General features: G+C 74.2%; 5 protein-coding genes. 3 read left to right on the top strand and 2 right to left on the bottom strand.

Annotation, left to right across the window (positions count from 1 at the left end; all coding sequences use genetic code 11):
• The first annotated feature begins 83 nt into the window (after positions 1–83).
• Positions 84–1,568 (top strand): MFS transporter, encoded by a 1,485-nt coding sequence (locus ABTZ99_RS20880; protein ID WP_498773375.1) that lies wholly within the window; start codon positions 84–86, stop codon positions 1,566–1,568.
• Between the two features lie 217 nt (positions 1,569–1,785).
• Here ABTZ99_RS20880 and ABTZ99_RS20875 read toward each other — a convergent pair whose 3' ends face one another.
• Entirely contained in the window at positions 1,786–3,360 is a 1,575-nt protein-coding gene (locus ABTZ99_RS20875) for an aspartate aminotransferase family protein (protein WP_499613109.1), read from the bottom strand.
• Between the two features lie 192 nt (positions 3,361–3,552).
• Entirely contained in the window at positions 3,553–3,951 is a 399-nt protein-coding gene (locus ABTZ99_RS20870; RefSeq protein ID WP_498773379.1) for a YybH family protein, read from the bottom strand.
• A gap of 427 nt (positions 3,952–4,378) precedes the next feature.
• Between ABTZ99_RS20870 and ABTZ99_RS20865 the strand changes: the two genes are divergently transcribed.
• Together ABTZ99_RS20865 and ABTZ99_RS20860 are read left to right on the top strand one after the other, a co-directional pair.
• Positions 4,379–17,467, top strand: coding sequence for an SDR family NAD(P)-dependent oxidoreductase (locus ABTZ99_RS20865; RefSeq protein WP_499613105.1), 13,089 nt, complete (start codon positions 4,379–4,381; stop codon positions 17,465–17,467).
• Between the two features lie 59 nt (positions 17,468–17,526).
• On the top strand, positions 17,527–24,106 hold a 6,580-nt coding region (locus ABTZ99_RS20860), incomplete at its 3' end, for an SDR family NAD(P)-dependent oxidoreductase (RefSeq protein WP_499613102.1).

Raw genomic sequence — 24,106 nt, 5'->3', positions numbered from 1 at the left:
CTGGTTCGAAGGTCGGCAGGCGACCCGACCAGCGGACGTCGCATCGAGAGCAGCAACACCGTGAACCACCGGAAGGACAAGTGATGTCAGGGGACAACCGCTCGGCCGCGGGCACCGCGGCGACGAACGAACCGGCGGGTGCCGTCGGCGCGGAGGAGGCCGTCGAGGCCCCGAAGAACCCGTTGCGCTGGAAGGCGCTCGTGGTGCTGTGCGCGGCCTTCTTCATGGTCCAGCTCGACGCGCAGATCGTCCTGTTGGCGCTGCCGTCGATGCAGGCCGAGATCGGCCTCACCGCCGCGGGCGCGCAGTGGGTCATGAGCTCCTACCTGCTGACCTTCGGTGGCTTGCTGCTGCTGGGCGGTCGCGCCGCCGACGTCTTCGGCCGGCGCCGCATGTTCGCCGTCGGCATGGCGCTCTTCCTGGTCGCCTCCCTGATCGCCGGTCTGGCCTGGGACCCCACCATCCTGATCGCGGCGCGGGTCGGCCAGGGCATCTCGGCCGCCATCATCTCGCCGACGGCGCTGTCCCTGGTGATGGTCACCTTCACCGACAAGACCGAACTGGGCAAGGCGCTGGCGATCTGGGCTGCCAACGGCGCCGCGGGCGCCATGGCCGCGCTGTTGATCGGTGGTCCGATCAACGACCTCCTCGGCTGGGAGTGGATCTTCTTCATCAACGTGCCGGTGGCGCTGCTGGTGCTGGCGTTGACCCCCAAGCTGCTGCCCGAGAGCAGGGTTGCGGACCAGGGCAAGGGCTTCGACCCGCTCGGCGCGCTCACGATCACCCTGGCGATGGTCGCCTTCATCTACGCCGTCGTGGAGACGCCGGTCGCGGGCTGGCTGAGCGGGCAGACCCTCGGCCTGCTGGCCGCGACCGTCGTGCTGTTCGGGTTGTTCGTCGTCATCGAGAAGCGGGTCTCCGCGCCGATGGTGCCGCTGAGCCTGTTCCGCAACCGCAACCTGGTCGGCGGCAACGTGGTCATGCTGCTCGTCGGCATGGTGACCTTCGGCGCGGTGCTGATCATCTCGCTGTACGCGCAGCAGGTGCTGGGCTACACCGCGCTCGCCTTCGGCGTCAGCACCGTCATCTACACGGTGATGTCGACTATCGGCTCCCAGATCGGCGCCCGGGTCGTCGCCAAGATCGGGTTCCGCACCCTGGCGGTGATCGCGATGGCCCTCATGGCGATCGGCACCCTGCTGCTGACCCAGGTCGACGTGGACGGCACCTACTTCGCCGACCTGTTCTGGGGCCTGCTGCTCTTCGGCCTCGGTCTGGGCATGGGCTTCGTCGGCGTCACGATCGCCGCGCTGGCCGACGTCCCGGGGGAGCACTCCGGTGTGGCCTCCGGCATCAACACCGCGGGCTTCCAGATGGGTGGCGCGCTCGGTGTCGCCGTGGCGACCTCGGTGGCGGTGACCTTCACCCGCGGTGGTGACCAGAAGGTGGCCCTGAACGAAGGCTTCCAGGCGGGCTTCTGGGCGATGACCTTCCTCGCCGTGGCCAGCCTCCTGGTCGGCCTGGTGCTGTTCAAGGCGCCGAAGCCCACCGCGACCGCCGAGAACTAGCGGCTCCCTCCCGTGCGCGGGTGTCCGGCTTCCCCCGGCTGCCCGCGCATTGGTCGCACGGGAGCGCCGACGGCGGCTCGCACGGTCGCCGCCGGCACGGATCGTCCGTGTCCCCTGATGGAGCCGTGCCGGCTCGTGGGCACTCGCTGGAGGCCGTTCCCGCGCAACCAAGGAGGCCGCCGACAATCCAGTCGGCGGCCTCCTCCGTGCGTGCGGGTCAGCCCGGCAGCAGCGCCATCCCGTCGGCTTTGCCCAGGATCGCGCACAACCCTCGCAGGGCTTGGCCGAACCGCTCGATCGCCTCGTCGGTGATACCCAGTGAGGGCTCCACCCGCAGGGTGTGCGCCGCGCTGGCGGTGGGGAAGACCCGGATGGCGTGCTCGCGCAGCAGGTACCCGGCCGCCACGTAGCCGATCAGGCCCGCACGGGCGTTGTCCCGCAGCACCTCCGAGGTCGACTCGGACAGGTCGTGGAACTCGATGCCCAGCATGAGGCCCTTGCCCCGGACCTGCGAGACGACGTCGGGGAACTCCGCGGCCACGGCGTCCAGCTCCGCGCGCAGCCGCGCCCCCCGCGCGACGGCCCGCTCGTACGCCGCGCCGCCGTCCGCCTCCAGCATCTCCACGACCTTGATGCCGATGTGGCAGGACAGCGCGTCCTTGGCGAACGTCGAGCTGTGCACCAGCTCGAAGTCGCTGCGGTAGCGGCTCTGCCGCACCAGCAGCGCCGCGGTCTTGGCGATGCCGCCGCCGAGGCCCTTGGCCAGCACGAAGTAGTCGCCGAGCAGACCGACGCCGGAGGCGGAGAACAGCCGCCCGGTGCGCCCCATGCCGCTCTGCACCTCGTCGACGACCACGGGGAAGCCCACGGCGTCGGCCGCGGCGCGGATCTCCGCCGCCGACTCCGGCGACAGCACGTGGATGCCGCCCTCACCCTGCACCGGCTCGACGAAGAACGCGCCGATCGCCGGGTACTCGCGCTCGACCAGTGTCACCTGCCCGTCGACCACGACCGGGGACGGCAGGACCGTGCGCTCCTCGGCCAGCACCTCGGCGAGCGCGCCCGGCTCGCCGACCGGGACGAACCTGGCCTGCGCGGCGAGCGCGCGGAACGGCGCCCGGTAACCCGCGTGGTGGGTGAGCTGCACGCTGCCCGCCAGCTTGCCGTGGAAGGAGCCCTCCAGCGTCAGGAAGACCGGGCCTCGGCCCAGGATCTCGCCGTGGCGGCGGCCGAGCTCGGCCACCAGGGCGTCGAAGTCCGAGCCCTCGGCCAGGCCGAGTCGGGCACGCGCCTCGGCGGACACGGTGGCCGTGCCGTCGGCGACTGCGGCGCGGGCGGTCGCGATGTCGGCCTCCACCGCCGCGTGCAGCTCGCCGACGCGGATCACCCGGTCCAGCTCGGCGTGCTTCATCGCCGTCTCGATGCCTTCGGCGCCGCTGTTGGCGAACACCGCCGAGTAGGGCTCGTCGATGCCGAACTCGCGGTGCAGCACCCGGTTCAGCGCGGCGGCCAGCTCGTTGGCGTAGGGGTGGTAGGAGAGCTGCGCGTGCAGGGGCACTCGCTTCGCCAGCAGATCACGCGCCAGCGCCACCAGTTCGGGGTGGTTGTGGCCGAACACCAGCGTGCCGTAGCCGCCGACCAGGTCCAGTACGGCGACCTCATCACCATTGTGGTCGCGGTAGTAGAGGGTGTCGCCCTCACCGCGCACGTACTCCCGGTCGAGGCCGAGGCCGGCGAGCAGCCTCCGCATGTGGGCCTCGGCGAGTTCCGGTTCCATCGTGGGAGCAGCCATGTGCCCTCTCCGTCGTGCTCGCTCGGGTCATCGCCGTCCGGGGCGGGGCGGGCGGACGATTACCCGCCGATGACCGCGTTGCGTGTGGTCGTCCTGTCTGCCCGGCCGGCGCCGGGGCCGGTGGACGCGTGCGGGCGGGGGAGGGCCCGAGCCCGCCCCCGCCGTCGCGCCCCGCGGTGTCGCTCGTGTCGCTCAGGCCTCGCCGAACGGGTTGTCCACGACGTAGCGCCAGCGCCCGTCCTCGCCCAGGCGCAGCACGTCCAGGCCGATACCGGTGTGGTGCTCGGCCTCGAAGCCCTGGCCCGCCGGGATGTCCAGCTCCCAGTCGACCACCAGCAGCGCGGTGTCGTCGGTGACGAAGGACTCGCGCAGCTCGGCCTTCATCGACGGCTTGCGGGCCAGGTAAGCGCGGAGGCCGTCCTCGTGTTCCTTGCCGCTGACCGGGTTGCCCGGCTCCCACACCGAGACCGCGTCCTCGGTGTAGAGGCCCAGCACGGCCTCGACCGCGCCGGAGTTCATCGCGCGCACGTAGGTCGCGGTCATCTCGCGGGGGTCCGTCACTGGGCCGATCTCGTCCACGATGCTCGTCATCTGCCGGTCTACTCCCTCGTCGGTGAGCTGTGCCGGGACCGCACTCCCGGTCGCGCCCAACGTAGCCAGGACTTCCCACTGCGAATCCACGCTCGGGTAACCGCCGCGCGCCGCGGTGGGCGAGCGGAACGGGTATGTCCTTTGTGGATGGTTTTCGGTCGACGCGCGGTCTGCGACCGGTAACCGGACGGTCATCACTCTTCCGAGTGCTGCCCAGCACCTCCCTCCGGCCCGCGGTCACCGTTGGTCCACGGGACGGGCAGGGACGGTGCACGTGCAGGTACGTGGAGCGATTGCCGAGCGGTGAGTGCGCGTTGGACCTTTGCGCCGGCAACGCCGTTATGGTCGATTTCGGGACGATCGCAGGAGCGGGTCCGTTGGTATTCGCCAACCTTCCACATTTCGCATGAAGAGGTGGCCGAGCGCGATGACGACACAGCACGACAGGGTTGCGGACGAGGCGATCGCCGTCGTCGGACTGTCCTGCCGGCTCCCGTCGGCGGCGGACCCGTCGGCTTTCTGGCGGTTGTTGACCAACGGTGGCAGTGCCATCACCGACGCTCCCGAGGGGCGGTGGGACGACCACCGCGGCGAAGGCGGCGGCGACATCCGCCGAGGTGGGTTCCTGGCCGAGCCGGACGCGTTCGACGCCCGGTTCTTCGGCATCTCGCCGCGCGAGGCGACGGCCATGGACCCCCGGCAGCGGTTGGTGCTCGAGCTGGCCTGGGAGGCGTTGGAGGACGCGGGCATACGACCGGCAACCCTGAGCGGCAGCCGCACCTCGGTGTTCGTCGGCACGCTGCGCGACGACTACGCGGGGCTGCTCGGAGACCAGGCGATCACGCGACACTCCCTGCCCGGCCTCAACCGGGGTGTCATCGCCAACCGCGTCTCCTACTTCCTGGGGCTGCGCGGTCCAAGCCTCACCGTGGACTCGGCCCAGTCGTCGTCGCTCGTCGCCGTGCACCTGGCAGTCCGCAGCATCCTGTCCGGCGAGTCCGACGCGGCGCTGGTGGCCGGCGTCCACCTCAACCTGTCCACCGAGGGCGCCATCGCCACCGAGCGGTTCCGCGGGCTGTCCCCGGACGGCACCGCCTACGTCTTCGACGCGCGCGCCAACGGTTTCGTGCGGGGCGAGGGCGGGGGCGTCGTCGTGCTCAAGCCGCTGGCGAAGGCCCTCGCGGACGGCGACCGCGTGCACGGCGTCATCCTGGGCACCGCGGTGAACAACGACGGCGCGACGCCCGGCCTCACCGTGCCCGGCCGCAGCGCCCAGGAACAGGTCCTGCGCGAGGCCTGGCAGCGCGCCGGGGTGACCGCGGACGACGTCCAGTACGTCGAGGCGCACGGCGCCGGCACCCCCGTCGGCGACCCGATCGAGGCCGCCGCCCTGGGTGCGGCGCTCGGCGCGGACCGCACCTCGCCGCTGCGCATCGGCTCGGCCAAGACCAACGTCGGCCACCTGGAGGGCGCGGCGGGCATCGTCGGCCTGCTCAAGGTGCTGCTGGCGCTGCGCCACCGGGAGCTGCCGCCGAGCCTCAACTTCGAGCACCCCAACCCGGACATCGACTTCGCCGCGCTCAACCTGGCCGTGCAGCGCGAACTCACGCCGTGGCCACACCCGGAGCGCACCCTCGTCGCCGGCGTCAGCTCGTTCGGCGTGGGCGGCACCAACGGGCACGTCGTGGTCGCCGAGGCGCCGGTCACCGCCGCGAACGACGACAAGGGCACCCGCTCCGTGCTGCCGTGGGTGCTCTCGGCCCGGTCGCCGGAGGCTCTGCGGGCACAGGCCGAACGGCTGCGCGCAGCCGCCGTCGACCTCCACCCCCTCGACGTGGCGCACTCGCTGGCGGCCACCCGCACCGCGTTCGACCACCGCGCCGTCGTGCTCGGCAGGGACCGCGAAGCGCTGCTCGCGTCCCTGGACCAGGTCGCCGCCGGCCTGCCGTCCGCCGACGTGGTCGTCGACGAGGCACAGGACGGCCCGCTCGCCGTGGTGTTCACCGGACAGGGCGCGCAGCGCGTGGGCATGGGCCTGGAGCTGTACGCCGAACTCCCGGCGTTCGCCGCCGCCTTCGACGAGATCTGCTCCCACGTCGACCCGCTGCTGGGTCGCGAGCTGCGCGAGGTGATCGCCTCCGGCGAGGGCCTCGACCGGACCGAGTACACGCAGCCCGCCCTTTTCGCCGTGGAGGTCGCGCTCTTCCGGTTGGTCGAGTCGTGGGGCGTGCGGCCGGCCGTCGTGGCCGGCCACTCGGTCGGCGAGTTGGCCGCCGCGCACGTCGCCGGGGTGCTGTCCCTGTCGGACGCGGCCAAGCTCGTCGTCAGCCGCGGCGCCCTGATGCAGGCGCTGCCCGAGGGCGGCGCGATGGTCGCCGTGGAGGCCTCCGAGGCCGAGGTGCTGCCGTACGTGGTGGACGGCCTCTCCATCGCCGGGATCAACGGACCCCGCGCGGTCGTGCTCTCCGGCGACGAGGAGATCGCGCTCGCCGTCGCCGCCCGGTTCGCCGGGCAGGGGCGCAAGACCAAGCACCTGAAGATCAGCCTCGCGTCGCACTCCGAGCGCGTGGAGCCGATACTGGACGAGTTCCTCGCCGTCGCGTCCACGCTCACCTACCACGAGCCCGCCCTCGACCTCGTCTCCACGGTCACCGGCGACGCCGGGGCCGACTGGACCGCACCGGGGTACTGGGTCGACAACCTGCGCCGTCCGGTGCGCTTCCTCGACGCGGCCCGGACGCTGGAGACGCGGGGCGTGCGCACCGTGCTGGAGCTGGGCCCGGACGGCGTGCTGTCCGGCATGGTCGCCGACTCGGTGCTCGACCCGACCGCGGTTCGCGCCGTGTCCGCGCTGCGCAAGGGCCGCCCCGAGGTGAAGTCGCTGCTGACCGCCCTCGCCGCCGTGCACGTGCGCGGCGGCGCCGTCGACTGGGTGGCGGCGCACGTCGGCCTCGGGGCGGAGCGGGTGGACCTGCCGACCTACGCGTTCCAACGGGAGCGGTATTGGCCGGACACCACCCGTGCGCCCGCCGTGACCGCGTCGCCGGCCGGCACCGCGACGACGGCCCCCGTGCCGGCGCCGCGCACCCCGGTCGACCGCGACCTCGCCGCGTTGGTCCTCGCGCACGTCGCCGCCGTCCTCGGGCACGACGACCACCGGCAGGTGGACCCGCGGAGCACGTTCGGCGACCTCGGCTTCGACTCGCTGACGGGCGTCGAGTTGCGGGACGCGCTGGCCGCGGCCACCGGACGGCGACTGCCCGGCGGCGTGCTGTTCGACCACCCGACCCCGGCCGCGCTGATCGAGTTCCTGACCGGTGACGGTGAGCACGACGACGAGGTCGCCGCCACCGACGCGGACGAGCCGATCGCCATCGTCGGCATCGCGTGCCGCTACCCCGGCGGCATCGCGGGGCCCGAGGACCTGTGGCGGCTCGTCGAGTCCGGCGGCGACGCGATCTCCGCGTTCCCGACCGACCGCGCCTGGGACGAGGACCTGTTCGACGCCGACGCGAGCCGCGGCGGCAAGAGCTACGTCCGCAGCGGCGGGTTCCTGCACGACGCGGCCTCCTTCGACGCCGGGTTCTTCGGGATCTCCCCGCGCGAGGCGCTCGGCATGGACCCGCAGCAGCGCCTGCTGCTGGAGGCGACCTGGGAGGGCTTGGAGCGCGCGGGCGTGGATCCGACCGCGCTGCGCGGCTCCCGCACCGGCGTGTTCGTCGGCGCGACCACGATGGACTACGGCCCGCGCATGCACGAGGCCGCCGAAGGCGTGGACGGCTACCTCCTCACCGGCACCTCGCCGAGCGTGATGTCGGGCCGCATCGCCTACCAGTTGGGCCTGGTGGGCCCGGCGCTCACGGTGGACACGGCCTGTTCGTCGTCGCTCGTGGCGCTGCACCTGGCGGTGCGGTCGCTGCGCTCGGGCGAGTCGACGCTGGCCATCGCGGGCGGCGTGGCGGTGATGTCCAACCCGGGCATGTTCGTCGAGTTCTCCCGGCAGCGGGGGCTGGCCCCGGACGGCCGGTGCAAGTCCTTCGCCGCCTCCGCCGACGGCACCGCCTGGTCGGAGGGGGTGGGCGTGCTCGTCGTCGAGCGGCTGTCCGACGCCCACCGCAACGGGCACCCGGTGCTGGGCATCATCCGCGGCACGGCGATCAACCAGGACGGCGCGTCCAACGGCCTGACCGCGCCCAACGGCCGGTCGCAGCGCCGCGTCATCCGCCAGGCGCTGGCCGACGCGGGGCTGCGTCCGTCCGATGTGGATGCCGTCGAGGCGCACGGCACGGGCACCGCGCTGGGCGACCCGATCGAGGCCGAGGCGTTGCTGGCGGCCTACGGGCAGGAGCGGGAGACGCCGCTGTACCTGGGTTCGTTGAAGTCGAACATCGGTCACGCCCAGGCGGCAGCGGGTGTGGGTGGCGTGATCAAGATGGTCGAGGCGATGCGGCGTGGTGTGCTTCCCCGCACGCTGCACGTCGACCAGCCGACGCCGCACGTCGACTGGTCGTCGGGCTCGGTGGAGCTGCTCACCGAGGCCCGTGAGTGGCCCGAGGTCGACCGGCCCCGGCGGGCCGCCGTGTCGTCCTTCGGCATCAGCGGCACCAACGCGCACGTCATCGTCGAGCAGGCGCCCGCCGAGGACGAGCCGGTCGCCCAGCCGGTGACCGCGCCGGTGCCGTGGGTGGTCTCCGGCCTGGACCGCGCCGCGCTGCGCGCCCAGGCCGGGCGACTCCGGTCCTTCCTCGCCGAGCGCCCGGAACTGTCCTCGGCCGCCGTCGGCCGAGCCCTGGCCGCCCGGACCGCGCTGCCCGAGCGCGCCGTGGTGCTCGGCCAGGACCGGGACGACCTGCTGGCCGGGCTGGACGCGGTGCGCGACGGCGCCGACGCGCCCGGCGTGGTGATCGGCACGGCGGGTCGGGGCAAGACGGCGTTCCTGTTCACCGGCCAGGGCGCGCAACGTCTCGGCATGGGCCGCGAGCTGCACGAGACGTCGTCCGTGTTCGCCGCCGCCCTGGACGAGGTGTTCGCCGCCTTCGACCCCCACCTGGACCGGCCGCTGCGCGAGCTGGTCTTCGGCGAGGGCGACGAGCTGCACGAGACCCGCTACACGCAGCCCGCGCTGTTCGCCGTCGAGGTGGCGCTGTACCGGCTGGCCGAGCACCACGGCCTCGTCCCCGATCTGGTGGCGGGCCACTCGATCGGCGAGCTGGCCGCCGCGAACGTGGCGGGCGTGCTGTCCCTGGACGACGCGGCCAAGCTGGTCGCCGCCCGCGGCCGGCTGATGCACCAGGCGCGCGCCGGCGGCGTGATGATCGCGGTCGAGGCGACCGCGGAAGAGGCCGCGGAGTCCGTGGCCGGGCACGAGGACCGGGCCGCCGTCGCCGCCGTCAACGGGCCGTCCGCCGTGGTGCTCGCCGGTGACGCCGAGGTGGTCGAGGCCATCGTCGCGACGTGGCGGGAACGCGGCCGGCGCACCCGCGCGCTGCGCGTCAGCCACGCGTTCCACTCGCCCCACATGGACGACGTGCTCGACGAGTTCCGCGCCGTCGCCGAGACCGTCGAGTACCGCGAGCCGGTCGTCCCGATCGTCGCCGGGAGCACCGGCGACCTCACCGACGTGGGCTCGGCGGACTACTGGGTCCGGCACCTCCGCGGCACGGTGCGGTTCCTCGACGTCGTCCGGTTCCTGGAGGCGGAGGGGGCGGTGGTGTTCGTCGAGATCGGTCCCGACCCGGTGCTGACGGCGATGGCGCGGGAATCGGCCGCGGGCGAGGTGGTCGCCGTGTCGCTGCTGCGGTCCGGCCGGTCCGAGCAGGAGACGTTCCGGGCGGGCCTGGCCACCGCGTTCGCCAACGGCGCGCCGGTCGCACCCGGGACGTTCTTCGGCCCGGCGCCGCACGTCGAGCTGCCGACCTACGCGTTCCAGCGCAGCCGCTACTGGCTCGCCGCCACCCCGCGCCGCGCCGACTCCGGCCACCCGTTGCTCACCGGGTCCGTGGACCTCGCCGACCGTGACGAGGTCGTGCTCACCGGCCGCATCTCCGCCCGCGAGCACCCCTGGCTGGTCGACCACCGGATCAGCGGGTCGGTGCTCCTGCCCGGCACCGCGTTCCTGGAGCTGGCGCTGGCCGCCGGTGAGCGGGTCGGCGCGGGCCGGGTCGAGGAGCTGGTCCTGGAGGCGCCGCTGCAGCTCGACGAGCCGGTGACCGTGCAAGTGGCGCTGGGGGAGGACACCGCCGCGGGCCGGCCGTTCACCGTGCACTCGCGCGTCGACGGCGCCTCCGACTGGGTCCGGCACGCCTCGGGCCACCTCGCCGCGGGCGAGCAGGTGGCGGGGGAAGACCTGCTCGACTGGCCGCCCGCCGGCGCGGAGGAGCAGCCGCTGGACGACGTCTACGACCGGCTCGCCGAACTGGGCTACGAGTACGGCCCGGCATTCCAGGGACTGACCGCGTGGTGGCGCGACGGCACGGACCTGCTGGCCGAAGTGCGGCTGCCCGTCGAGGGACCCCGGTTGAGCCTGCACCCGGCGCTGCTGGACGCCGTGCTGCACCCGCTGGTGTTGGTCGCCGCCGGGCGCGGCGCGGCCGGCGAGATCCGGCTGCCCTACTCGTGGGGCAACGTCACCCTGCACGCCGCCGGGGCGACCGCCCTGCGGGCCAGGCTGTCCCCGACCGGGCCGGACACCGTCGCCATCACCCTCACCGACTCCGCCGGCGCGGCCGTCGCGACGGTCGGCGAGCTCGCGCTGCGGCCGGTGGCCCGGGACAAGGTGGGCGGGGTCGACCCGGTGTACGCGCTGACCTGGCCGCGCGTCGAGCGGCCCGCGCCGGGCGACGTCGCCGACCTCGACGTGGTGGTGCTGCCCGCAGGGGGTCCGGACGCCGCCGCCGCGCACGACGCCACCCACCGCGTCGCGGCGGCCGTGCGGGAGTGGATGGCGCGGCAGGACGCGCGCGACCGCCTGGTGCTCGTCACGCGCGGCGCGGTGGCCGTGCGGCCGGACGAGGGCGTCGCCGATCTGGCCAACGCCCCGGTGTGGGGCTTCGGCCGCGTGGTGCAGGCGGAGCACCCCGGCCGGGTCGTGCTGCTGGACGTCCCCGTCGACGAGGATCCAGACCGCTGGCTGCCGCTGGTGGCGGGTTCGGCCGAGCCGCAGCTGGCCGTGCGCGACGGCGGACTGCACGCCCCGCGCCTGACCCGTGCCTCGACCACCGCCGCGCCCGCCCTCGACCCCGGCGGCACGGTGCTGATCACCGGCGGCACCGGCGGCCTCGGCGCGCTGTTCGCGCGCCACCTCGTCACCACGCACGGCGCCCGCCGCCTCGTGCTCACCAGCCGACGGGGTCCCGCGACGCCCGGTGTCGACCGACTCGTCGCCGACCTGACCGCCCGCGGCGCGAGCGTGGAGGTGGTGGCGGCCGACGCGGCGGACCCGGTGGCGATGGGCGGGTTGCTGGCCGGCATCCCCGACGCCCACCCGCTCACCGCGGTCGTGCACACGGCGGGCGTACTGGCCGACGGCACCGTGGAGCAGCTCACCGCCGAGCGGATCGACCGGGTGCTCACGCCCAAGGTCGACGCGGCCCACCTCCTGCACGAGCTGACGAAGGACCGGCCGCTCGCCGCGTTCGTGCTGTTCTCCTCCATTTCCGGCGTCGTCGGCATGGCGGGCCAGGCCAACTACGCCGCCGCCAACACCTACCTCGACGCCCTCGCCGGGCACCGTCGCTCCCTCGGCCTGGCCGCCACCTCGCTGGCCTGGGGCCTGTGGGCCGGCGCGGGCGGCATGGGCGGCACGCTCACCGAGTCCGACGTGGCCCGGTGGACGCGGCTGGGTGTCGTGCCGCTGACCCCGGAGCAGGGCACCGCCCTGTTCGACGCGGCACTGGCCACCGGCGAGGCCTTGCTGGTGCCGGCTCGACTGGACCTGGCCGCGCTGCGCGAGGACCCGCCCGCCGTGGCGCGCGCCCTGGTGCCCGCCCGCTCGAGGAAGGCCGCGAAGGCGGAGTCGAACTGGACCCGGCGGATCGCGGCGCTGCCCGAGGCCGAGCGAGCCGGCGCGGTGCTGGACCTGGTCCGCTCACTCAGCGCGGCGGCCGTGGGCCACGCGGACGCGGCCGGCATCGACCCGGCCAAGGCGTTCCGCGAGCAGGGCTTCGACTCGCTGGCCGGCGTGGAGCTGCGCAACAAGCTCATCGCCGCGACCGGGTTGCGGCTGTCCACCACGGTGGTGTTCGACCACCCGTCCCCCTCCGCGCTCGCCGCGCACGTGCAGCAGCACGTGGCGGGTGCGAGCGCGGTCGCGGTGCGGGCCACCAGGCAGGTCCGGACCGACGAGCCGATCGCCATCGTGGGCATGGCTTGCCGGTACCCGGGCGGCGTGCGGTCGCCGGGGGACCTGTGGCGGCTCGTCGAGGAAGGCGTCGACGCCGTCAGCGGGTTCCCGACCAACCGCGGCTGGGACGTCGACGCGCTCTACGACCCCGACCCGGAGCGGACCGGCACCTCCTACACCCGGCACGGTGGGTTCCTGCACGACGCGGACAAGTTCGACGCCGACTTCTTCGCCATGTCGCCGCGCGAGGCCACGGCCACCGACCCGCAGCAGCGGCTGCTGCTGGAGACCGCCTGGGAGACCTTCGAGTCCGCCGCCATCGACCCGGAAACGCTGCGCGGTTCCCGCACCGGTGTGTACGCGGGCGTGATGTACGACGACTACGCCTCGCGGCTGCCCGCCGTGCCCGCCGAGTTCGAGGGCCTCGTGTTGGCGGGCAACCTGTCCAGCGTCGTCTCCGGCCGGCTGTCCTACGCCTACGGCCTGGAGGGGCCCTCGGTCACTGTGGACACGGCGTGCTCGTCGTCGTTGGTGGCGATGCACCTGGCGGCCAAGGCGCTGCGCGACGGCGAGGCCGACTTGGCGTTGGCGGGCGGCGTGACCGTGATGGCCGGGCCCAGCACGTTCGTCGGGTTCTCGCGGTTGGGTGGTTTGTCGGTTGACGGTAGGTGTCGTTCGTTCTCGGCTGGTGCGTCTGGTACGGGTTGGTCGGAGGGTGTGGGTCTGCTGTTGTTGGAGCGGTTGTCGGATGCGCGTCGCAACGGGCACCAGGTGTTGGCGGTGGTGCGTGGCAGTGCGGTGAATCAGGATGGTGCGTCGAATGGTTTGACTGCTCCGAATGGTCCGGCGCAGGAGCGGGTGATTCGTGCCGCGTTGGAGGGTGCGGGTCTGGGTCCGTCCGATGTGGACGCGGTGGAGGCGCACGGGACGGGTACGCGGTTGGGTGATCCGATCGAGGCGCAGGCGCTGCTGGCCACCTACGGCGAGGACCGGAAGACCCCGCTGTACCTGGGTTCGTTGAAGTCGAACATCGGTCACGCCCAGGCGGCGGCGGGTGTCGGCGGGGTGATCAAGATGGTCGAGGCGATGCGGCACGGTGTGCTCCCCCGCACGCTGCACGTGGACGAGCCGACGCCGCACGTCGACTGGTCGTCGGGCTCGGTCGAGTTGCTCACCGAGGCCCGGCCGTGGCCGGAGACCGGTCGCCCGCGCCGGGCGGGCGTGTCCTCGTTCGGCATCAGCGGCACCAACGCGCACGTTGTCATCGAGCAGCCGCCAACCGAGCCCGTGCCCGAGCGGGAGCCGGTCGACGGGCCGGTGGCGTGGGTGCTGTCCGCCAAGGACGAGGCTGGCCTGCGGGCGCAGGCCGCGGCGTTGCGCGAGTTCGCCGCGGCGGCTGTGGCCCCGGAGCCGGTGGACGTCGGCTTCTCGCTGGCCACCGGCCGGGCGGTGCTGGAGCACCGGGCCGCGGTCGTCGGCGACCGGGACGGCCTGCTGCGCGCGCTGGACGTGCTCGCCCGGGGCGAAGTGTCCCCGGCGGTGCTGCGCGGCGACGGACCGCGGCCCGGGAAGGTCGCGTTCCTCTTCACCGGCCAGGGCAGCCAGCGGCTCGGCATGGGCCGCGAGCTGTACGAGACCTCGCCGGTGTTCGCCGCCGCGCTCGACGCCGTGTGCGAGCACCTGGACCCGGTCCTGGCCCGCCCGCTCAAGGACGTGCTGTTCGCGCCGGTGGACTCGGCGGACTCGGCGCTGCTGGACCAGACGTCGTTCGCCCAGGCCGCGCTGTTCGCCGTCGAGGTGGCGCTGTTCCGGTTGCTGGAGCACTGGGGCGTGCGCCCGGACTACCTGCTCGGCCACTCCATCGGCGAGGTGATCGCCGCCCACGTGGCGGGCGTGCTCGACCTGGCCGACGCCGCGAAGCTGGTCGCCGCCCGGGGCCGCCTCATGCAGGCCGCCCGCGACGGCGGGGCGATGGTCGCCCTCCAAGCGGGCGAGGAGGAGGTGCTCGCCTCGCTGGCCGGGCGTGACGGCACCGCGGTCGTCGCCGCGGTCAACGGCCCCTCGGCCACGGTGATCTCCGGCGACGAGGACGCCGTGGAGGAGGTCTCGGCGGGCTGGCGGGCCGCGGGCCGCAGGGTCAAGCGCCTGCCGGTGAGCCACGCGTTCCACTCCCCGCACATGGACGACGTGCTCGACGAGTTCCGCGCCGCGATCGCGGACCTGACTTTCCACGAGCCGCGCATCCCGGTCGTGTCCAACCTGACCGGGGCGCTCGCGACCACCGGGCAGCTCACGTCGCCCGACCACTGGGTCCGGCACGTGCGCGCCGCGGTGCGGTTCTCCGACGGCGTGCGGTTCCTGGAGGCCGAGGGCGTCACCGACTACCTGGAGGTCGGACCGGACGGCGTGCTGTCCGCACTGGTCCGCGAGACCGTCACCGGCCCGGTGGGCGCACTGGTCCCGGTGCTGCGCTCGGGCCGCCCGGAGGGCCTGACCGCGCTGACCGCGATCACCGCGCTGCACGTGCGCGGTCGTGCGGCCGACCCGGCGCGGCTGTTCCCCGGCGGCCGGCGGGTCGACCTGCCCACCTACCCGTTCCGGGGCGAGCGCTACTGGTTGGAAGCCCCGGCCGCGGCGGGCGACGCCACCGACCTCGGCCTGACCGGCGCGGAACACCCCTTGCTGGGCGCGGTGGTCGGACTGGCCGGCCGGGACGAGGTGGTGTTCACCGCGCGGCTGTCCCGCCGCACCCACCCGTGGCTGGCGGACCACGTCGTGCGCGGCTCGGTCCTGGTGCCCGGCACCGGGTTCGTCGAGATGCTGTTGCGAGCGGGCGAGCAGGTCGGGTGCCACGAGGTGGAGGACCTGACCCTGGCCGCGCCGCTGCCGCTGCCCGGGCGCGGCGGCGTGTGGGTGCAACTGGTGGTCGGCGCGCCCGACGCCGCCGGCCGCCGGGAGGCGCGGGTCCACTCACGGGTGGACGACGACGAGTTGTGGACCGCGCACGCGACCGCCGTGCTCGCCCCGGCCTCCGAACCGGTGGTAGAGGGCTTGGCGCAGTGGCCGCCCGCCGCGGACGAGGTGAACCTCGACGGCGTCTACGACCGCCTCCGCGAGCACGGCTACGACTACGGGCCGGCTTTCCAAGGCCTGCGCCGGGTGTGGCGGGGCGAGGGCGAACTGTTCGCCGAGGTCGGGCCCGCCCGGGACCGCCACGGTGACGCGTTCGTCCTGCACCCCGCCTCGCTGGACGCCGCGTTGCACGCCCTGCTGCCCGGTGTCGCGGCCGAGGCCACCCCGGCGTGGCTGCCCTTCGCCTGGAGCGGCGTGCGGGTGGCCGCCTCGGGCACGTCGGCGCTGCGGGTGCGACTGTCGATCACCGCGTCCGCCGAGGACTCGCAGACCGTGTCGCTGGTGGTGGCCGACGGTGTCGGCGCGCCGGTCGCGGCGGTCGACTCGCTGGTGCTGCGCCCGGTGTCGGGCGTGGCGCGGGCCGCCGACGGCCTGTTCGTGTCCCGATGGGTTCCCGTGCCGGACGCGACCGCGGGCGCGGGGATGACCGTCGAGCGGGTGCCGTCCGGCACCCCGGGCGAGGTCGTGCACGGCCTGCTGGCCACCCTGCGGCGGTGGTTGGCCGAGCAGTCCGGGCAACTGGCGGTGGTGCTGCGGTCCGACGACCTGTCCCACGCGGCGGCGCGTGGCCTGGTGCGGACCGCCCAGACCGAGCACCCCGGCCGCTTCGTGCTGGTCGAGATCGACGACGACCCGCGCTCGGCGGCGCTGCTGGACACGGCGCTGCGCACCGGTGAGCCTCAGGTGGCCGTCCGTGCCGGCGATGTGGTCGTGCCGCGGGTGGTGCGGGCGGCCGGCGACCCGGGACGAGCTCCGGACTGGCGCCGGGGAACGGTGTTGATCACCGGTGGCACCGGTGCGCTGGGCGCGGTACTGGCCCGGCACCTCGTGGTCGAGCACGGGGCCACCGACCTGGTGCTGCTCAGCAGGCGCGGTCCGGCGGCACCCGGCGCGGAGCGGCTGGCAGCCGAGCTGACCTCGCTCGGCGCGGCGGTCGACGTGGTGGCGTGCGACGTCACCGACCGGGACTCCTTGGCGGCGGCCATCGGAAGCCGGCGGTTGGGCGCCGTCGTGCACACCGCCGGGCTCACCGACGACGGCGTGCTCACCGCCCTGGAGGCGGTGCAGGTCGACCGGGTGCTGCGGCCGAAGGTGGACGCGGCCTGGCACCTGCACGAGCTGACCCGCGACCACGACCTGTCCGCGTTCGTCGTGTACTCGTCGGTCGCCGGCCTGCTGGGCACGGCGGGGCAGGCCAACTACGCCGCCGCCAACACCTGGCTCGACGGCTTGGCCGAGCACCGACGCGCGCTGGGCCTGCCCGGCACGTCGCTGGCGTGGGGCCTGTGGGCGGAGGCCAGCGAGCTGAGCGGCCATCTGTCCGAAGTGGACCGACGTCGGCTCGCCCGGTCGGGGCTGAAGCCGCTGGGCAATGCCGAGGCGATGGCGCTGTTCGACGCCGCGCTCGCGTCGTCCGAGCCGGTGCTGGCGGTGACCAGGCTGGACACCGCGGCCCTGCGCGCCTTGGGTGACGAGCAGCCCGTGCTGCTTCGTGGCCTGGTACGGGCGCCGCGGCAGCGGACCGCCGCCTCGACCGCGACCGGCGGCGAACCCGCGCTGCCGCAGCGCCTGGCCGGCCTGGACCGGGTCGAGCGGCTGCGGGTGCTGACGGACCTCGTGCGGTCCAGGGTCGCCGCGGTGCTCGGCCACGCCGACGCGAGCGCGGTCGACCCGGACCGCGCGTTCCAGGAGTTGGGCTTCGACTCGCTGACGGCGGTCGAGCTGCGCAACCAGGTCGCCTCGGCGTCCGGGCTGCGGCTGCCCACCACGCTCGTGTTCGACTACCCGTCACCCGCCGCGCTGGCCGACCACCTGCACAGCCGGCTCGGGGTCGACGACGAGCCCGACGTGCTGGCCGACCTCGACCGGCTGCGCATCGCGCTGCGCTCGGCCGGCGACGACGCGGAGCGCTCCGGCGCCATCGCCGACCGGTTGCGCGAGCTGCTCGACCTCGTCGCGGGCCACCCGCGCGACGAGGAGACGGACGACCTGGACGTGGCCAGCGACGAGGACCTCTTCGCGCTGGTCGACGACTTCGACTGAGTATCCGACTATCCCGCCCGGACACGACCGGCCCGGACACGACTGGGGAGCGAGAACACGTGGCTGACGAGGCGAAGCTTCGCGAGTACCTCAAGCGGGCGATCGCGGATGCCCGGGACGCGCGCAGGAAGCTGCGTGAGTTGGAGGACAAGGACAGCGAGCCGATCGCCATCGTGGGCATGGCTTGCCGGTACCCGGGCGGCGTGCGGTCGCCGGAGGACCTGTGGCGGCTCGTCGCCGACGGCGTGGACGCCGTCAGCGGGTTCCCGACCAACCGCGGCTGGGACGTCGACGCGCTCTACGACCCCGACCCGGAGCGGACCGGCACCTCCTACACGCGGCACGGTGGGTTCCTGCACGACGCGGACCAGTTCGACGCCGACTTCTTCGGCATGTCGCCGCGCGAGGCCTTGGCGACCGACCCGCAGCAGCGGCTGCTGTTGGAGACCGCGTGGGAGGCCTTGGAGACGGCGGGACTGTGGCCGGGGTCCCTGCGCGGCTCGCGCACCGGCGTGTTCACCGGCGTGATGTACAACGACTACGGCTCGCGACCCCGGCTGTCCTCGTCGGACTTCGAGGGCTACTTGTTCAGCGGCAGCGCGGGCAGCATCGCGGCGGGCCGGCTGGCCTACACGTTCGGCCTGGAGGGGCCGGCGGTCGCGGTGGACACGGCGTGCTCGTCGTCGTTGGTGGCGATGCACCTGGCGGCGACGGCACTGCGCCGCGGTGAGTGCGACCTCGCGCTCGCGGGCGGTGTGACGGTGATGTCCACGCCGACCGCCTTCGTCGAGTTCTCGCGGTTGGGTGGTTTGTCGGCTGACGGTAGGTGTCGTTCGTTCTCCGCTGGTGCGTCTGGTACGGGTTGGTCGGAGGGTGTGGGTCTGCTGTTGTTGGAGCGGTTGTCGGATGCGCGTCGTCATGGGCACGCGGTGTTGGCGGTGCTGCGGGGCAGCGCGGTGAACCAGGACGGGGCGTCGAATGGTTTGACTGCTCCGAATGGTCCGGCGCAGGAGCGGGTGATTCGTGCCGCGTTGGAGGGTGCGGGTCTGGGTCCGTCCGATGTGGACGCGGTGGAGGCGCACGGGACGGGCACGCGCCTCGGTGACCCGATCGAGGCGCAGGCGTTGTTGGCGGCTTATGGGCAGGGGCGGGAGAGGCCGCTGTACCTGGGTTCGTTGAAGTCGAACATCGGTCACGCGCAGGCGGCGGCGGGTGTGGGTGGTGTGATCAAGATGGTGGAGGCGATGCGGCGTGGTGTGCTGCCCCGCACGCTGCACGTCGATGAGCCGACGCCTCACGTTGACTGGGAGTCGGGCGCGGTGGAGCTGCTCACCGAGGCCCGGCCGTGGCCCGAGACCGGTCGCCCCCGCCGGGCGGGCGTGTCCTCGTTCGGCTTCGGCGGCACCAACGCGCACGTGATCGTCGAGCAGCCACCGGACCCCGAACCGGTCGAGGCGGAGTCGGTGTCCATCGTGCTGCCTGTGGTGCCGTTCGTGGTGTCCGGCCGGACCGAGGCCGCCGCCCGCGCCCAGGCCGCGGTGCAGGCCACCGCAGAGGGCTCCGACCTCGACGTGGCGTACTCGCTGGCCACCACCCGGCAGCCGGCTGCCTGGCGGGCCGCCGGCGTGGACCGTGCGGTCGGCGAGCCGGCGGTCGTCGCCGGGGGCGGCACGGCGTTGCTGTTCACCGGCCAGGGTTCGCAGCGGGTGGGCATGGGTCTGGAGCTGGCCCGGACCTTCCCCGTGTTCGCCGCGGCCCTGGACGACGTGCTGGCCCGCTTCGACCCGTCGCTGCGCGAGGTGATCGCGTCCGGCGAGGGCTTGGACAGAACCGGTGCCGCCCAGCCCGCGCTGTTCGCCGTCGAGGTGGCGCTGTTCCGGTTGCTGGAGCACTGGGGCGTGCGGCCGGACGTCCTGGTCGGGCACTCCATCGGCGAGTTGGCCGCCGCGCACGTGGCGGGCGTGCTGTCCCTGGACGACGCGGCCAAGCTGGTCGCCGCCCGGGGCCGGCTGATGCAGGCACTGCCGGAGCGCGGCGCGATGGTCGCCGTCCAGGCCGAGGAGGGCGAAGTCCGGCCGCTGCTGGGCGACCGGGTCTCCATCGCCGCGATCAACGGCCCTGCCTCCGTCGTGCTGTCCGGTGACGAGGACGCCGTCCTCGCGGCCGCCGCGACACTCGGGGAGCAGGGCCGCCGCACCAAGCGGCTGCGGGTCAGCCACGCGTTCCACTCCGCCGAGATGGACCCGATGCTGCCGGAGTTCCGCTCGGTCGCCGAGGGCTTGACCTACCACCGGCCGGAGGTGCCGGTGGTCTCCACCGTGACCGGCGCGATCGCAGACCGGCTGACCGAGCCCGGCTACTGGGTCGAGCAGGTCCGTCGCGAGGTCCGCTTCGCGGATGCCGTGGACGCCGTACGCGCGTTGGGCGTGACCACGCTGGTCGAGTTGGGGCCGGACGGCGTGCTGTCCGCCATGGTCGGCGACGGCGTGCCGATGCTGCGCGCGGGCCGTCCCGAGGCCGAGACCGCCATCGCGGCGCTCGCCGAGGTGCACGCCCGCGGCACGGCCGTGGACTGGGAGGCGTTCTTCGCGGGCACCGGAGCCACCCGCGTGCCGCTGCCCACCTACCCGTTCCAACGCGAAAGCTACTGGCTGCGCCCGGGTTCCGGCGGCGGGGACGTGGCGGCGGCGGGACTCGACGCGGCCGACCACCCGCTGCTGGGCGCGGTCGTCGAGGTCGCCGACGGTGGCTCCGTCGTGCTCACCGGCCGGCTCGGCGCCGACGGCTGGCTGGGCGACCACAGGGTCGCAGGCGCGGTCGTCGTGCCCGGCACGGCGCTGCTCGAACTGGCGCTGCGCGCCGCCGCCGAGGTGGAGCTGGATCGCGTCGAGGAACTGACCGTCACGGCGCCCTTGGTGCTGCCCGAGGGCGGGGCCGTGCAGGTGCAACTGCTCGTGGGCGAGGCCGACGATCGAGGCAGACGACCCCTGGAGGTGCACGCGCGATCGACCGGCCGGGCCTGGCAGCGGCACGCGACGGGCGCGCTGGCTCCGGCCGACGTCCCGGTGTCGGCCGACCTGCTGGCGTGGCCGCCCGAGGGCGCGACCGAGGTGGACCTGACCGACCTCTACGACCGCGTGGCCGAGGACGGCTACGCCTACGGCCCCGTGTTCCGCGGCCTGCGCCGGTTGTGGCGGCACGACGGCGACCTGTTCGCCGAGCTGGCACTGCCCGACTCGGCCCACGCGGAGGCCGCCGGGTTCGCCGTGCACCCGGCGCTGCTCGACGCCGCCGCGCACCCGCTGCTGCCCGGCGTGACCGACCCCGACCGGCCCGCGCTGCTGCCGTTCTCGTGGTCCGGCGTGACCGTGGTGGCGCCCGGCGCGACCGCCCTGCGCGCCCGCATCACCCAGACCGGCGCCGAGTCGGCCTCGATGGTGCTCGCGGACACCCTCGGCGCGCCGGTGGCGGCAGTGGAGTCGTTGGCGCTGCGGCCGTTCAAGCTCGGACCGACCACCCTCGACACGCTGTTCGAGCCACGCTGGACCCCGATCGCCGCCGGCACGCCGTCCGCCGCGGCGTTCGACGTCGTCCCGATCGCCCTGCCCGGCACCGACGACGTGGTGGCCGCCACCCACGCCGCCACCCGGCAGGCCCTGGAGCTGGTGCGCGGTTGGGTCGCCGAGGACCGCGACGGGCAACTGGTCGTGGTGATTCGCGCGGACGTGCCCGCGCACGCCGCGGTGCGCGGTCTGGTGCGCACCGCGCAGACCGAGCAACCCGGCCGGGTGGTGCTGGTGGAGACCGACGGCACGGACGCGTCCACCGCCGTCCTGGACGCCGCGCTCGCGACCGGCGAGCCGCAGATCTCGTTGCGCGACGGCGATGTCCGGGTGCCCCGCCTGTCCAGGCCGGAACCGGTGGACGCGCCGGCCGGGACGCCGTTCGCCGACGGCACGGTGCTCGTCACCGGCGCCACCGGCGCGCTGGGCGCCGTCATCGCCCGGCACCTGGTGGTCGCGCACGGCGCCACCGACCTGCTGCTGGTCAGCCGACGTGGCGCGACGGCCCCCGGCGCGGCGGAGCTGGAGGCCGAGCTGACCGAGTTGGGCGCGGCGGTCACCTTCGCCGCCTGCGACGTGGCCGACCGCGCGGCGCTCGCCGAGCTGGTGGCGCGGCGCCCGGTCAAGGCCGTCGTGCACACCGCGGGGGTGCTGGCCGACGGCGTGCTCGGGTCGCTGACCGACGAGCAGGTCACCGCCGTGCTGCGGCCCAAGGTGGAAGCGGCCTGGAACCTGCACGAGGTCACCCGCGACCTCGACCTGTCCGCGTTCGTGCTGTACTCGTCGCTGGCAGGCCAGCTCGGCAACGCCGGGCAGGCCAACTACTCGGCGGCCAACACCTTCCTCGACGGGCTCGCCGAGCACCGGCGCGCGCTGGGGCTGCCCGCCGTGTCGCTGGCGTGGGGCCTGTGGGAGCGGGCCAGCGACATCACCGGCCACCTGGCCGACGTGGACGTCAAGCGGATGGCGAAGGCCGGTCTCCTGGCGCTGTCCACACAGGACGCCCTGATCTCGTTCGACGCCGCGCTCGCACTCGACGTGCCGGTGGTCGCGATTACCGGCGTCGACCCGGCGACGCTGGCGGCGCTGGGGGAGGACGCCCCGGTCGTCCTGCGGGGGCTCGTGCCTCCGGCCCGTCGGCCCCGGCGCGCCGACGGCTCCCTCGCCGAGCGGCTGGCCGGCCTGACCGGCGCCGAGCGGGACCGGGTGCTGGTGGGCCTGGTCCGCGCCGCGGTGGCCGCGGTGCTCGGGCACGCCCACGCGGACGCGGTCCCGGCCGACCGGCCGTTCCAGGAACTGGGCTTCGACTCGCTGACCGCGGTCGAGCTGCGCAACCAGCTCGGCGCCGCCACCGGCCTGAGGCTGCCGACCACGTTGGTGTTCGACCACCCGTCACCCGCCGCGCTGGCCGCGCACCTGTCCGGCGAGCTGTTCGGCGGCGCCCGCGAAGCGGTCGCCGCGACGGCGATGAGCGGGGACGACAGCCCGATCGCCATCGTCGGCATGGCGTGCCGCTACCCGGGCGGCGTGCGCTCGCCGGGCGAGCTGTGGGACCTCGTCGCCAGTGGCGTGGACGCGATCTCGCCGTTCCCGACCAACCGGGGCTGGCCCGACCTGTACGACCCGGACCCGGAGCGGGTGGGCCGGTCCTACTCGCGCGAAGGCGGCTTCCTGCACGACGCCGACCTGTTCGACGCGGAGTTCTTCGGCATGTCGCCGCGCGAGGCGCTGGCCACCGACCCCCAGCAACGGCTGCTGCTGGAGACGGCCTGGGAGACCCTGGAGAACGCCGGGGTGGACCCGGCCGGGCTGCGCGGTTCGCGCACCGGCGTGTTCACCGGCGTGATGTACCACGACTACGGCTCGGGCCTGGTCGAGATCCCTCGGGACCTGGAGGGCTACCTGGCCGGCGGCACGCTCGGCAGTGTCGCGTCGGGTCGGGTGTCGTACACGTTCGGGTTCGAGGGTCCGGCGGTCACGGTGGACACGGCGTGCTCGTCGTCGTTGGTGGCGTTGCACCTGGCGGCGCAGTCGTTGCGCCAGGGCGAGTCCGACCTGGTGCTGGCGGGCGGCGTGACGGTGATGTCCACGCAGACCGCCTTCGTCGAGTTCTCCCGCCAGCGCGGCCTCGCTCCGGACGGTCGGTGCAAGTCCTTCTCCGCCGACGCGGACGGGACGGGCTGGTCGGAGGGTGTGGGGCTGGTGTTGTTGGAGCGGTTGTCGGACGCGCGTCGCAACGGGCACCCGGTGTTGGCGGTGCTGCGGGGCAGCGCGGTGAACCAGGACGGGGCGTCCAACGGCCTGACCGCGCCGAACGGCCCGTCCCAGGAGCGCGTCATCCGGCAAGCGCTGGCCAATGCCGGCCTGCGTCCGTCCGATGTGGACGTGGTGGAGGCGCACGGGACGGGTACGCGGTTGGGTGATCCGATCGAGGCGCAGGCGCTGCTGGCCACCTACGGCGAGGACCGGAAGACCCCGCTGTACCTGGGATCGTTGAAGTCCAACATCGGTCACGCCCAGGCGGCGGCGGGTGTCGGCGGCGTGATCAAGATGGTCGAGGCGATGCGGCACGGCGTGCTGCCCCGCACCCTCCACGTGGACGAGCCGACGCCGCACGTCGACTGGGAGTCGGGCGCGGTGGAGCTGCTCACCGAGGCCCGTGAGTGGCCCGAGGTCGACCGGCCGCGCCGGGCGGGCGTGTCTTCGTTCGGCATCAGCGGCACCAACGCGCACGTCGTCATCGAGCAGCCGCCGGCTGAGCCGGAGCTGGTCGCCGAGGTCGAGCTGCCGATCGCCCCGTGGGTGCTGTCCGGCCGGACCCCCGAGGCGGTGCGCGAGTCGGCCCGCCGGCTGGCCGCGGTGGACGCGGCCGACCTCGACGTCGCCTTCACCCTCGCCACCGCGCGCTCCGCGCTGCCGCACCGGGCTTCGGTGGTGCGCCGCGACGACCTGGCCGCGGTCGAGCCGGTGCTCGCCGCCGACGGTCGTACCGGGTTCGTGTTCGCGGGTCAGGGGTCGCAGCGGGTGGGGATGGGGTTGGGGTTGGCGGAGTCGTTTCCGGTGTTCGGTGCGGTGT

Source organism: Actinosynnema sp. NPDC002837 (assembly GCF_040295345.1).
Lineage (GTDB): Bacteria > Actinomycetota > Actinomycetes > Mycobacteriales > Pseudonocardiaceae > Actinosynnema.
Note: the sequence above shows the minus strand (reverse complement) of the source record. Positions and strands in the feature narration are given on the sequence as shown.